The organism is Acinetobacter sp. ANC_7511 (assembly GCF_056779975.1).
The window spans coordinates 19491-32969 of sequence record NZ_JBWYIY010000021.1; the positions used below are offsets into that span (position 1 = coordinate 19491).

The 13479-nt window shown below is 38.5% G+C and carries 15 protein-coding genes; 13 read left to right on the forward strand and 2 right to left on the reverse strand.

Annotated features, from left to right (window positions below; all coding sequences use genetic code 11):
- Positions 1–7: 7 nt before the first annotated feature.
- Positions 8–1915 (forward strand): putative pilus system protein FilF, encoded by a 1908-nt coding sequence (gene filF / locus AC1M9L_RS13135; RefSeq protein WP_481592374.1) that lies wholly within the window; start codon positions 8–10, stop codon positions 1913–1915.
- Positions 1916–1950: 35 nt separating this feature from the next.
- Here filF and AC1M9L_RS13140 read toward each other — a convergent pair whose 3' ends face one another.
- The gene (locus tag AC1M9L_RS13140) at positions 1951–2499 is read right to left on the reverse strand and encodes an NUDIX hydrolase (RefSeq protein WP_035268253.1); all 549 of its coding nucleotides are present in this window, start codon (positions 2497–2499) and stop codon (positions 1951–1953) included.
- Positions 2500–2629: 130 nt separating this feature from the next.
- On the opposite strand from AC1M9L_RS13140, the gene AC1M9L_RS13145 reads away from it, so the two are divergent.
- The 9 genes from AC1M9L_RS13145 to AC1M9L_RS13185 all read left to right on the forward strand — a co-directional run bounded on the left by AC1M9L_RS13145 (position 2630) and on the right by AC1M9L_RS13185 (position 10918).
- Positions 2630–3244, forward strand: coding sequence for a CoA pyrophosphatase (locus AC1M9L_RS13145; protein WP_035268255.1), 615 nt, complete (start codon positions 2630–2632; stop codon positions 3242–3244).
- 27 nt (positions 3245–3271) lie between these two features.
- Positions 3272–3802: a gamma carbonic anhydrase family protein gene (locus AC1M9L_RS13150; protein ID WP_035268256.1), complete on the forward strand. Its 531-nt coding sequence runs from the start codon at positions 3272–3274 to the stop codon at positions 3800–3802.
- A gap of 122 nt (positions 3803–3924) precedes the next feature.
- Positions 3925–4590 (forward strand): tRNA (adenosine(37)-N6)-threonylcarbamoyltransferase complex dimerization subunit type 1 TsaB, encoded by a 666-nt coding sequence (gene tsaB / locus AC1M9L_RS13155; RefSeq protein ID WP_481592375.1) that lies wholly within the window; start codon positions 3925–3927, stop codon positions 4588–4590.
- A gap of 12 nt (positions 4591–4602) precedes the next feature.
- Positions 4603–5427 carry an undecaprenyl-diphosphate phosphatase gene (locus AC1M9L_RS13160; RefSeq protein WP_481592376.1) on the forward strand — a complete coding sequence of 275 codons (825 nt, stop codon included), beginning with the start codon at positions 4603–4605 and terminating at the stop codon, positions 5425–5427.
- Complete coding sequence (locus AC1M9L_RS13165) at positions 5421–6239, forward strand: class I SAM-dependent methyltransferase (RefSeq protein WP_481592377.1); 819 nt, start codon at positions 5421–5423, stop codon at positions 6237–6239. Before AC1M9L_RS13160 ends, AC1M9L_RS13165 begins: the two co-directional genes overlap by 7 nt.
- Positions 6240–6357: 118 nt before the next feature.
- Positions 6358–7782, forward strand: coding sequence for a C13 family peptidase (locus AC1M9L_RS13170; RefSeq protein ID WP_481592378.1), 1425 nt, complete (start codon positions 6358–6360; stop codon positions 7780–7782).
- A 32-nt stretch (positions 7783–7814) separates the two neighbouring features.
- The gene (gene fghA, locus AC1M9L_RS13175) at positions 7815–8651 is read left to right on the forward strand and encodes an S-formylglutathione hydrolase (protein WP_481592379.1); all 837 of its coding nucleotides are present in this window, start codon (positions 7815–7817) and stop codon (positions 8649–8651) included.
- Positions 8652–8870: 219 nt separating this feature from the next.
- The gene (locus AC1M9L_RS13180; protein WP_481592390.1) at positions 8871–9881 is read left to right on the forward strand and encodes a YjgN family protein; all 1011 of its coding nucleotides are present in this window, start codon (positions 8871–8873) and stop codon (positions 9879–9881) included.
- A gap of 11 nt (positions 9882–9892) precedes the next feature.
- Positions 9893–10918, forward strand: a complete 1026-nt coding sequence (locus tag AC1M9L_RS13185; protein ID WP_481592380.1) for a M48 family metallopeptidase — start codon at positions 9893–9895, stop codon at positions 10916–10918.
- A 29-nt stretch (positions 10919–10947) separates the two neighbouring features.
- Here the strand turns inward: AC1M9L_RS13185 and AC1M9L_RS13190 are convergent, their stop codons facing one another.
- Positions 10948–11238, reverse strand: coding sequence for a DUF2218 domain-containing protein (locus AC1M9L_RS13190; RefSeq protein ID WP_481588036.1), 291 nt, complete (start codon positions 11236–11238; stop codon positions 10948–10950).
- Between the two features lie 229 nt (positions 11239–11467).
- On the opposite strand from AC1M9L_RS13190, the gene rpe reads away from it, so the two are divergent.
- The 3 genes from rpe to sugE all read left to right on the forward strand — a co-directional run bounded on the left by rpe (position 11468) and on the right by sugE (position 13450).
- The gene (rpe, locus tag AC1M9L_RS13195) at positions 11468–12154 is read left to right on the forward strand and encodes a ribulose-phosphate 3-epimerase (RefSeq protein WP_481592381.1); all 687 of its coding nucleotides are present in this window, start codon (positions 11468–11470) and stop codon (positions 12152–12154) included.
- A gap of 606 nt (positions 12155–12760) precedes the next feature.
- The gene (locus AC1M9L_RS13200; RefSeq protein ID WP_481592382.1) at positions 12761–13078 is read left to right on the forward strand and encodes a DMT family transporter; all 318 of its coding nucleotides are present in this window, start codon (positions 12761–12763) and stop codon (positions 13076–13078) included.
- Between the two features lie 54 nt (positions 13079–13132).
- A complete protein-coding gene (gene sugE, locus AC1M9L_RS13205) occupies positions 13133–13450 on the forward strand; it encodes a quaternary ammonium compound efflux SMR transporter SugE (protein ID WP_180000188.1) in 318 nt (105 codons plus the stop codon).
- The last annotated feature ends 29 nt before the right edge of the window (positions 13451–13479 follow it).

Genomic DNA, 13479 nt, shown 5'->3' on the forward strand with positions numbered 1-13479 from the left:
AACTAGAATGAAAAAGTCTAATATTATCCCATTCACGTTTTCCACGCTTTTTTTAGCACTGACTGGATGTGGTGGAGAGAGTGCTAAAATAAATGAAGATCCTAACCGTGGTTCCGTTACAACCTCTAATGGTTGTTTAACCTCAAATGATGCTAATTGTCTTGGATTTGTCTTGGACTATCCTGTAGAGGGACTAAAGTTCGATTGTAGTACTGACAAACTGAATCACTATCGAACTGAACTCGATCCTAATGTTGCAACTGGTTCATGCCAAGTGGGAGACAAAGTTACATTTTATATTCAGGGTGAAGCCAGTGCTCGAAAAATTGAGTTAGGGACGGTCGATCTAGGTTCAATTGTGCCTAAGAAAATGAGCGATGTTTATATTCAGATTGGTGTACAAGATATGGCTCAAGGGCTAACTGGTAAGCCAATTGAAAATTTTAATATGTCCGATCCTACCTATAACGCAATGGTCGGAATTATACGAATTTTGCAAACATTAGGTGTAGATCAAATCAGTAATGTACCTGGTGATATACAGCAAGTTGTGCTGTCAAAAGACAATTTGGATGGTCTTCAAGTGATCAGCCAAAATATAACGGCCAATGAGTTCAAAAATGGCAGTTATGTTCAGATCCTGAAACCATGGTTAGATGTCGATAAGGTCTCAATTGATGATGCGGAAAAAGTAGCACAACAGATCATTAGAATGAGAAGTGTGGGTATTTATCAGGCCAATCACTTACTCTTTATTGGACAAAATACTAATTTCGCAGGGTTTCACGGCTCAAGCCTAAACAATAATCAAGCAATTGCTGATATGAGCGTAATTACTACGCGCGAAGGTTATGCGAGTGGTTATCTCTCACAGTGGAGAGGGAAACCAATTGTTACGGGTAGTAATACTTCAGAAGAGTTAGCACGAGTATTATTAATCAATCAAGTACCACCTGAAAAATTAGATGTCGTTTCTAATTCAAAAGATTGGTTGAATAATATCTCACAAAAAATACAAAAACCTTTAGTTTTTAAAAGTATTGAATCTTCAAATGACAAATTAGAAATCTATAAAGGAACTCTGTTTGGTCAATCCATTATTCCTGGTAATCAGTATGCTTATCAAGGATTCTTAGGCAGCAAGGTTACACCTACAAGCACTGAGGTATATGGGGAGTGGCGTCAAGATGTCAATTCTGAGCGCTATACAGGTAAGCTTGATATTCTAAAATACAGTCCAGTGAGCTATTTAGATCGTAAAGTGTTCAAAACACGTAAAAATGTTGAAGCTGGGGATCAAATTATTTTCCCATTATACGCAGATTTAGTGTTTAACTTTAATGATAAAACGATTCCATCACAAACAGTGAGTATCGTCATTGATGAAAATGGAGATATACGAACCAATCGTACTGCATCGAGTTTAAAATCTACCACTTGTCCAAGCATTAAGAATACTTCAACCATGACCGATGAATTGGATGTTCAACAATTCATTATTGGTACGACAGGCACAACATATTCAACTGCAAATGATAAATCTCTGACAATACGTATGATTCTAGCGAATCCAATTTTTGGGAACCTAAATGGGGTCAGAGCTGGACTAAATAACAGACCAGACTTTGGAGTCGATTCTAATAGTGAACTTGTGTCATCTGGAGGCGTACGTTTAAATTTACAAAACTTAATCGTAAATAATGACATAAGAGCGGGTATTAATATCACGAGTTGGGATAATAAGGGCTCTACAGCCGCAGCTGAATGGGTGAATACGCATGCGACATACCAACACACGTACAATTCGATTCCAGAGAATAAACCAACGACTGAACAACTTAATCTAGCAAAGCTTAGAACAGGAACAATTGAAATTGCTTTAACACCTTGTTATCAAATAGGTCGAAAAGCTTAACCAAAAAAACTTCATCTTATGAGATGGAGTTTTTTTTAACCTGTTTGATCAAGTCGAGTACCTAAGGTCTCTAAGTGTGTAGGAAAATGATTCGATTTTCGGTCTTCAAAATAATGACGAAGCGTTCGTTCAACACTTGGGAAAGCTAAACTATCCCATGGAATCTCGTGTTCTTCAAATAAACGACTTTCGATGGTTTCTTCACCAGCTCCAAATTTACCTTCAACAAGGTGAGATTTAAATAATACGTAAATTTGACCAATACGAGGGATATTGTACATACAGTACAATTGCTCAATTTCCACTTCAGCTTCAGCTTCTTCACGAGTTTCACGAGCTGCACCTTGCTCCATTGTCTCGAAGAGTTCCATATATCCTGCTGGTAGCGTCCAAAGACCATAGCGCGGCTCAATCGCTCTACGACATAAGAGTACTTTATCTTCCCAAATCGCTAAGGCTCCACAAATGACCTTTGGATTCACATAGTGAATGGTTTTACAATGCGTACAGACTTGGCGTACTTTATGATCACCTAAAGGAATCTGTTCGGTCGTCGGTTGCCCACAGGCCGTGCAAAAAGGCATATGCTGTCAAGTAAAAATGAGATGATTCAGCATACCCCAAAAAAATAACTTTCGCATCATTTATAGCCTTATGCACAAAATTTCATATATGATGGGATGAGAATAAAAAAGAGAGATCGAGCTATTCAAGATGATGGATCATTCATTAACATTGCAACTGCAACAACACCTTAGGTTTTCTAAACGCATTCAAAAAGCTGATGCTGCAGTATTACTTGCAATCACCAATGAAGATGATCCTAAAATTCTGCTGACGCGTCGCTCTATTTATATGAATAATCATGCGGGTGAAGTGTCATTCCCAGGAGGAAAAAGAGATCCGAACGACACCAGTAATATTGTCGTTGCACTCCGAGAAGCATGGGAAGAAACGGCTTTGAATCCGTTCGATGTAAAGTTGCTAGGTGATCTGCCTTCAGAGCGCTCAAAAGCGGGTGTTTTAGTAAAACCTGTTGTTGGATTGATACCGCCTAATGTGAAGCTTGTCCCACAACCTACAGAAATAGATCGTATTTTTTTTGCTTCAATACGCGAAATGATGGATGCTCGCCCAACACCTTATGAAGTTCGATTGGCTAAGCAATCAATCTATTTTCCAAGTTTAAGAGTTGAGAATGAGGTGATATGGGGTCTTACAGCAAGGATCCTGATTTCGTTGTTTCAGTATGGCTTAAATTATAAAAAAAACTGGCCCTTTTTGCTCAATTCCCCAAGTTTTAAATCTTCAATTTTCAAACAACATTAAAATATTAAATGCATAGGATTGCTGCATATGATGTACAAATTTCAAGACAAAACCCCTTCAACGACGATTCAACCATGGAATGGATGGATTGCAGAAAATGCCACTGTGATTGGCGATGTTGAACTTGGACAAGAGGTGAGTGTTTGGTTTGGTGCGGTAATACGCGGGGATAACTGCAAAATTCGTATTGGTGATTTCAGTAATATTCAAGAAAATGCCGTCTTACACACTGATCCCGGCATTGAATTGAATGTTGGGCAATATGTCACCATTGGTCATCAAGCAATGTTACATGGTTGTACGATTGGAGATAATAGTTTGATTGGTATCAACGCCGTCATATTAAATAATGCTGTAATCGGTAAAAATTGCATTATTGGCGCGAATGCGTTGATTCCAGAAGGTAAAATCATCCCAGATAATTCATTGGTGATGGGCTCTCCTGGCAAAGTAATTAAAACATTAGATGAGTTTGCAGAAGCTAAACTCAAAATGAGTGCGATGCATTATGCGCATCATTTCAAAAATTTCACTCAGCTTGAAAAATTTGAATTTTAAATATAAGTGTTGAGATTGATACGAGCGTTCAATAATCACTAAATCTGAACAGATCTGCTCTCGCAGGAATAATTCGAGTGGAGTATGATTAGCACCATTTTTAACGATTTATAGGGGCATGCATGAAATTGCTTGCATTAGAAACTGCCAATGAGCAGTGCTCAGTTTCGTTAATTGATGAGAATCAAGTACTTTTTTATCAACTAGATGATCGTGCAAAAGCGCAGACCCAATCTATCCTCCCAATGATTGAAGCAGCTTTTCAGCAAGCTGAAGTACACGTTTCAGATTTGGATGCGATCGCTTTTAGTCGTGGTCCTGGCTCATTCAGCGGTGTGCGTATTAATGCAGCAGTCACTCAGGCACTTGCATGGTCACATGACGTGCCTGTGATTCCTGTTTCATCCCTTCAAGCTCTGGCACAGGCTGCTTATCGAATGTATCAACTGACAGAAGTTACGGCTGTACTTGATGCAAGAATGAGTGAGGTCTACATTGCAAGTTTTCAGTTAAATGCTCAAGGTTTAATGCAGTTGGTGGATGAAGAGCAATTATTAAATTATGAAAATGCTGCAGCCTATCAAAAGTTTCAAATGATTGGTTCAGGAACAAAATGTATTCATCCCGAATTAAATGATTATTCACATGTCCAAGCAACTGCTGAGGATATAGCGACGATTGCACGTGAACATGCTTTAAAAGAACAATGGCTCAGTGCCGATCTCGCACTACCCGTTTATTTACGTGACAATGCGTGGAAAAAAATTCCAGAACAAGGCAAAGCATAATTAGGAATTTCTATGGATCTTTTACTGCTGCTTAAAGCGGCAATTATGGGTATCGTTGAAGGTATTACTGAGTTTTTACCCATTTCTAGTACAGGCCATTTAATTTTAGCCGCTGAACTCATGAATTTCTGGACCAAGGAAAAAAGTGATGTCTTTGTGATTGCCATTCAAATGGGGGCAATCGCAGCGGTTATTTATGAATATTGGTCGCGCTTATGGGGTGCTGCAACGGGTATGGTCACTGGCGAAGCACAAGGTAGAAGACTCGGATTTGGTTTAATCTTGGCTTCAATCCCAATTGTTACAATAGGTTTGACCTTTGGGCAAACAGTAAAAGAGCTATTATTTAATAACTACGCGATTGCAATTGGCCTGATTGTGGGTGGTTTAATTATCATTTGGGTAGAAAAAAATCCCCCAAGAATACGTGTCAAAGAAGTTGAAGAGCTCAGTTATAAAGATGCAATTTGGATTGGTTTAATTCAAGTGCTCTCTTTGATCCCAGGTACGTCACGTTCTGGTGCTACGATCATCGGGGCAATGTTTTTAGGCGTTTCCCGCAAAGCAGCGACCGAATTTTCATTCTTTCTTGGAATTCCAGTCATTATTGGTGCTGGATTATTAGATTTATATCAAAGCTATGATGTGTTCCAGACTGCTGAAGATTGGGCAGTGTTGACAACTGGGTTGATTGTTTCATTTGTCTCAGCTTTATTACTCATTCGAGCTTTGGTTGCCTATGTCGCAAAACGTGATTTTATGATTTTTGCTTGGTATCGAATTGCTTCAGGTTTAGTGATCCTTCTCTTTGCATTTACAGGTTGGAAATTATGGTAAGCGAAATACGCTTATTTGCTGAACGAGATTTTCTTGAGAAAGCACAGCATTTTAATGCTGTGCTTTCTTCTCGTGGGGTGCAGTCAACAATCGAAGAGGTTGAAAAATTGAATGCTCGATTTTTCAGACATCATCCTGAACTTGCGCTTTGTGTTGATCAAGATGGGTTGTGGCTGTGCGCACAGGGCATGCGTATGCAACCTGATTGGAAAGCCGAAGTCGGTCGCTTAAAACGTGCTAGCTTGAAATCTGAAATGATTGCGAGGGCATGCCAGTTATCTGAAAAACCCCAGCTCATTGATGCCACCGCAGGGCTTGGGCATGACAGTTTACTGATGGCACATTTAGGGGCAAATGTCACATTAGTTGAACGACATCCAATTCTATATACTTTGTTAGAATCTACTCATCAACAAGCGAGTCTTGACCCATTTTTAAAGAGTATTGTTGCGCGTATTCAGCTGGTTTTTTCAGATTCCGCTGATTATCTTAAGCAATGTGAAAACCAACACGTCGATGCCGATGTAGTATATTTAGATCCAATGTTTCCACAGCGCGATCAGAATCAAAATGCCATTAAAAAACAAGCGCAAGTTAAAAAACAAATGCAGCTGTTACATCTTCTGTTGCCTGAAGATGGAGAGATGGATTTAGGTGAAGAATTGTTGGCATTGGCTCAAAGCGTTGCTAAGCGAGTTATTGTAAAGCGACCAAGGCATGCTGTTTATCTCAATGCGCAAAAACCTGATCATCAATGGTTAGGTGATGCATGTCGCTTTGATGCCTATTTTCAAGCGATTGTTTCTGAGTAGTTTGGTAAATGACTCAAAAATAATCGAAAAATTGTTATATAGTTAAAAGTAGCATTGATAATTATTTAACCGAGCATAAACTTAAAAAAGCTGATCCAAGCACCTACACAGTAATCTTATGATAGACCTTAAACCTTCAATTAACTTTTGGCATGATTTAAAAAGTAACCAGCTTGCAGGGATTTGGTTATTTTTAGGTTCAAGGAAATCACTACAGATTGTAAGGCCATCAATTCTTCAACTTATTTTTTGGGGAATTCTTGGAGGTTCAGCGAGCTCTTTATTTAGCTGGTTGTTATCGAATGGTGCTGGAGAATTTAATTCTCAAGGATTAGTGAGTTATGCGCTCTGGCCATTTATTGCTTTAATTGTTGGGATTTTCCTTTCACAGCGTACTAATAATCCACGTTTGATGTTAGTGCCAGCATTACTTTGGTTAGTACTAGACACACATATTGTTTTGATTCAGTGTCTTATCCAATATTATTTTAATAACTTTGACTATCAACCTAATTTCCTTGTTGATCATTTGCAGCACATATTTTCTTTATTGTTTGTTTGGCAAAGTTTAGCTGTTGTTTGGGTTTTTTCGCGTGAATTAAAATGGCCTTGGTGGGAGCGACTGCTCATCATGATCGCCACGTTTTTTACACTTTTTGTTTGGCAGATTTCGTCACAAAGTCAACCAATTTGGAAGGTAGATGAGGCGCCTCCAAGTATTTCAGAACAATCATTTTACGCGCAAAGCAGATTATTAAATCAGGCGCTTGAACAGATCCAATTTGGAGAGTTCGCGAACTCGCATTGGTATTTTATGGGCGTAGCTGGTGCAAGTTATCAAGATGTATTCAAATTGGAAATTCAAAGATTTAAAGATCAATTTGATACGCGTTTCGGAACCTTTGGTCGTTCAATTGCGTTAATTAATAATCCTGCAACTCGCGAAGAATATCCAATTGCGTCAAAGACCAGTATTAATTTGGCATTGCAACGTATTGGCGCTCAGATGAATCGTGAAAGTGATGTCCTGTTTCTTTATATGACTTCCCATGGATTGAGTAACCAATTTCAAATGGAAAATACGCCAATTGATTTGGAAGACATAGATCCAAAATGGTTGCGCCAAACGCTTGATAAATCAGGGATCAGATGGAGAGTCATTGTGATTTCATCATGTTTCTCTGGTAGTTTTATTCCAGCGTTGCAATCGCCAGATACATTAGTCATTACTGCAGCTGCAGCAGATCGAGAGTCTTTTGGTTGTTCAAATGATGCAGACTCGACTTATTTTGGACGTGCTTTCTTTGATTTAGCGATGCGTGAAAAAAATAGCTTACGTGAAGCCTTTGAAGATGCATCAGTCAATATTGCGCATTGGGAAAATGCACAAGGGTTTATGCCATCAGAGCCACAATGGGTCATTGGTAAGAATATGGAAATTATGTTGCCGCAACTTGAAAAGAGATTATTTCCTCAGGTTGGATTATCAACCGTAAGTAGTGAACACCAGAGTGATAGTGCTCAGTTTACGAATATGCGATGATGTTTTAAAAATTAAATGTGTGAGGCAGTGCAATGGAATTGGTTCAAAAGAATAAATGTTTTGATGGTGAACAACGTGTTTATCAGATCAATTCAAAGTTTTTGAAAAATCCCACTAAATTTTCTGTATTTTTACCTTCACAGGCACTCGAGGGTCAAAAATGTATTGCGTTGTACTATCTTGCAGGTTTGACTTGTACTGAAGAAACTTTTGTTATCAAAGCACATGCACAACGTTTAGCTGCACAATTGGGAATTATCTTGATTGCTCCAGATACATCACCTCGTGGTGACGACGTGGCGGTCGGGGATTCTTGGGATATAGGGCAAGGGGCTGGATTCTATTTGAACGCAACTCAAGCACCTTGGGCTGAGCATTATCAGATGGAGTCGTATCTTATACAGGAGTTGTATCCTTTAGTTCTTACATCGTTTCCTGTACAGGATGACGGGATTGGTATTTTTGGTCACAGCATGGGAGGGCACGGTGCACTCACGCTTGCTTGGAAATATCCAGACTTATTCAAGTCAGTCTCAGCATTTGCACCGATTTGTGCACCATCAATTTGTCCATGGGGTGAAAAGGCATTTTCAGCTTACCTCGGAGAAGATCGTGAGTTATGGAAAGCACATGATGCGAATGAGCTCGTGAAAGCAAAGGGTGCTCTATATCACGAAATTTTAATTGATCAGGGGGTTGCAGATCAGTTTTATGCTCAACTTAATCCAGCACTATTTGCTGAATCATGTAAAACCGTAGGTCAAAAGCTCACATTGCGTGAGCACGAGGCTTATGATCACGGATACTTCTTTATCCAAAGTTTTATTGATGATCATCTGCAATTCCATGCTTTACAATTGCAAAATTAATCTGATTTGAATTTTGAGATATTCATACTTAAGTTCGTTATAATGTGTGCGATATCACATTTAAACCATGTTGAATGATGACATCTCTCGGGATGTCATTTTTTATAATCAGAGAAAATAATAATGAATTCATCAGAACACTCCGCTGAACAAGCACCCTTACCATTGATCAACGATCCATTTCCATTATCTGATGCAGATGAAAATCGACCGATTTATATGGGGAAAGTATTTAAATTTAAATTTCATGGCAATGCGATGGAGTACTTTGGCATATGGATCGTCAATATTTTATTGACGATTGCGACATTGAGCCTATATGCGCCATGGGCGAAAGTACGTCGTTTAAGATATTTTTATAACAATACCGAATTTTTTCATCGCTTTTTTGATTTTACTGGTTTACCGACTAAAATTTTGATTGGTCGACTGATAGCCATTGGCATTTGGGCAATATTTGCGATTGCCTCATATATGGATATGACGATAGCAGCATTTGGTGGACTGATTATTTATATTGCTCTTCCATGGTTGGTTCGTGCCACAATTCGATTTAATGCGCGCAACAGTAAATTTGGGAACAGCCGTTTTTATTTTTCTGGCACGAATAAAGAAGCCTATAAACAATTTTTACTTGCGCTTGCTATCACCATTTTTACATTAGGTATATTTAGCCCTGTCGCAATTTGGATTTATAAAAAATATACGCTTAATCATTTGTACGCTGGACAACTCAAATTTCAATTAAACAATGACTGGCCTAGTTATATGCGAGCAGTATATGTTCCCATGATTCTCTTTGTATTGATTCTTATGCTCATCGGATTTGGTGGTTCGACATTATCAATACTCAGTGGTCATGGAATGGATATGATGCTGATGATGATCTTTGCCGTTTATGTGATTGGAATGTTGTTTATTGGTCCGTTAATACAGGCACGAATTTTTATTACTACGTGGAATAGCACAACACTCAACAACAGTCAGTTTAAGACCAGTTGTAATCAATGGCGCTATGCATGGATTGTTGCGAGTAATTGGATCGCTAGAATCTTAAGTTTAGGATTATTGTCAGCATGGGCTGCTATTCGCATTTATCGATACCAAGTTGAATCGATGAGCTTAGAATTAAATGATGATCCAAACCTGATGATGAATATTGCGCAAAGTGATCATAGTGCCATCGCGGAAGAAATTAGTGATATTTTTGATATTGATATTTCACTTTAGGAGTTAATTCAATGAATCAACCTCTCACAGTGACATATTATGATGGTGTTCTTTCTAAGCCTTTTACAGCACAGATTCGCCCTGCTAATCAAGACAGTATCGCTGTCAGTTATACAGATCAAGGCGAAGTGAAAACAGTCTACTATCATGCAGATGAAATGGTATTGCTTGGTAAAATTGGTCGACGTAATCCAGCTTTAGAGTTAACACATGACGCTAGGATTGAATTTCATGAGCGTCAGCTTCCTGAATGGTTGCCTGTTGAGCATAAAAATTTTCATCAAAAAGTATGGAAACTTGAACGTACACCATCGTTGATTATTTTTAGTGTTATTTTCGTGGTCGCACTTGGTTTCTCCGTCATTAAATGGGGAATACCGACGGCATCGCACATTGTTGCTTTCCAGCTGCCAGAAAATACGCTGAATCGTTTGGGTGGTCAGGCAGAAGTTTATTTAGCCGAATACACTAAACCTTCTCAGTTATCACAGCAAAGACAGGATCGGATTCTCGCGGATTATCTGAAATATGTTGCTGAGGGTCGTCCCGCTCAGTTGAAATTTAGGGAAGGTACCTCGCTTGGAGCCAATGCACTCGCATTGCCAAACAATACAATTTATCTCACCGATGAATTAGTGAAGCTTGCCAAGAATGATCAGGAAATTATCGGCGTTTTGGCACATGAACAAGCACATTTATTAAAACGTCACAGCTTACAACAAGGTCTTTCGAGCCTAGGATTCAGCGTACTTTATATTGCTATCACTGGTGATGGATCGGATTTAATTGCGACTTTGCCAGTTGCCATGATTGGTGCAGGATATTCACGGAAGTTTGAGTTAGAATCAGATCAGTATGCGCTAGAACTCATGCATAAACATGAAATGGATACAGTGCATTTTGCAAACTTTTTAAAACGTATGAGTGATGATATGGGAGAAGACGAAGATCAATCAAAAATTCTTGATCTCTTTGCAAGTCATCCTGCCACTGAAGAACGAATTCGCCGTGTTACTGAATTTAAACAGCAACAATAATGAAAAGCCGACTTTATGTCGGTTTTTCTTTAACTTTCTCTAGACCATATAACTTGATAGTCAGCTTGAACCATGCGATTGATATGATCAAGCACGACATTTTCTAGTCGTATTAATTCTTCTAAAGATATTTCTTCTTTATTCACAATACTGACATGAAGTTGATCAGGTTGTATTGATAATTCAACTGTCACTTTTGGCATAAAAATTTGATATTGGTCATCGGTATTGGCGACATCAAATTTATGTTTCCAATGATTGCTTAATCGTTTAGCGATACGTAATGCTTCGGAGCTGTCTATCGTTGTGGTTGTTTTCATTATTTACCGTAATGCTTGAAATTTATTGTATCTTAACATTCATCTCACCATAAGGTTGTTCCGAATATGCAACATAGCTTTGCATAAGTCATATTCCGTCCTTGAAGATTTTTTTATCAACGATTTGCATTTTGAGTTGAAATTTAAATAGCAGTAATTTCGAAGGAATGAATAAACGAAGTTTTGCTATAATCAACTTTTGAATTCTAATTTCCCGCCAGGTCCTGACATGTCCAAGCCATTCTTAATTGCTCCATCGATTTTATCTGCTGATTTCGCTCGCTTAGGTGAAGAAGTCGAAAACGTACTTGAAGCAGGTGCAGATGTGGTCCATTTCGATGTAATGGACAATCATTATGTACCAAATTTAACTTTTGGTGCTGGTGTATGTAAGGCACTTAAAAAATATGGTATTCAGGCCCCAATTGACGTTCATCTTATGGTGAAACCAGTCGATCGTATGATCGGAGATTTCTTAGAAGCGGGTGCAGATATCATCACTTTTCATCCAGAAGCATCAGACCATATCGACCGTTCATTGCAGCTGATTAAAGCTGGTGGTGCTAAAGCAGGTTTAGTTTTTAACCCTGCAACGCCTTTATATTACCTTGATTATGTACTGGATAAAGTGGATCAAGTCTTATTAATGAGCGTCAACCCTGGCTTCGGTGGACAAAAATTTATCCCAATGACGCTAGATAAACTTCGTGAAGCACGCAAAATTATTGATGCATCTGGTAAAGATATTCGCTTAGAAGTTGATGGTGGTGTTGGTCCAGCAAATATTCGTGAAATCGCTGAAGCTGGTGCAGATATGTTTGTAGCTGGTTCTGCCATTTTTGGAAAGCCAGATTATAAAGCTGTAATTGATGAAATGCGTGCAGAGTTGGCGAAAGTAGGTTCAATTAACGTTTGATCCGAAACATGTATAACACTACACACATCTGTGGATAAGTCTATGGATAACGTGGTGGATATCTGTGTTGATAACAGTCTGGATAATTTGATTAGATTATAATCATATTTAGTTCAATGGTTTGTTTATTAGACAATAAATGTATAAAAAGGACTCATTTGAGTCCTTTTTTACAAAAAATGGATCTTCTTATCTTTTCTGTTGTATTGTTTGGGGGAGAAATTTTAGTTGCTCATTATTTGGCTTATCTTCGTGAATAAGTCTTAAAAGAGCGAGATAAAAAATCAATTTAAACATCCCAGACCAGTGATTCTATAGTGCTGTAAAGTGTTTTAATTTAGTGCGGATTTAGTCTTCCATCTGGCAATAGCGATCGCGTTCGCAATGCAATAGCCTAAAAATGCAGAAATAATCTAGAAAAGCTAGTCCGATAATGACCTATTTTTTGTAGGTGTATTTTGGGTCAAAAATTGTAAAATTGCGCCTATTTTGTGCGTGTGTTGATATAATTCAACCATCATTTGGAGGAACGACCTCCCTCATTTCTCTGAGAAAAATCGTCAGGACGGCCTGACTCTTAAATTATTTTAATTGGGAGCAGGCATCATGGCTTGGTTTATTCTTATTCTCGCGGGTTTATTTGAGATCGTTTGGGCATATAGTATGAAAATGTCTGAAGGATTTACTAAATTCACACCGACTGCAATTACTCTATTTTTTATGGTTCTCAGTTTTGGGTTGTTGGCACATGCCATGAAAACATTACCTCTGGGAACTGCCTATATGATTTGGACGGGGATTGGTGCAGTAGGGTCTTTTTTAGTCGGCATTTTTATTCTGGGTGAGCCTGCGACAGCAATGCGGGTGATTGCGGCTATTCTGATTATTTCAGGTTTAGTCATGATGAAATTAGCTTCAGCGTAAGATTTAAGGCAGCGTATCCATACGCTGCTTTTTTTAATTGAGAGAGGGTTTATTTTGGCTTGGTTAGTCTTGATTGTTGCAGGGTTGTTGGAAGTGGTCTGGGCCTATTTTATGAAAGTTTCAGATGGATTCACCAAATTGACACCCAGTATTTTGACGATCGTTTTCATGATCGCAAGTTTTGCTTTACTTTCCCATGCGATGAAAACTTTACCACTCGGGACAGCTTATACCGTATGGACAGGCATAGGCGCTGTAGGTTCATTTGTGGTTGGGATTTTTATTCTTGGAGAACCTGCAAATGCAATGAGAATGATCGCTGCAGTATTGATTATTTCGGGTTTGGTCTTGATGAAGTTATCATCAACATAGTTAGATGATTCAACTTTCAGGCGATTAAA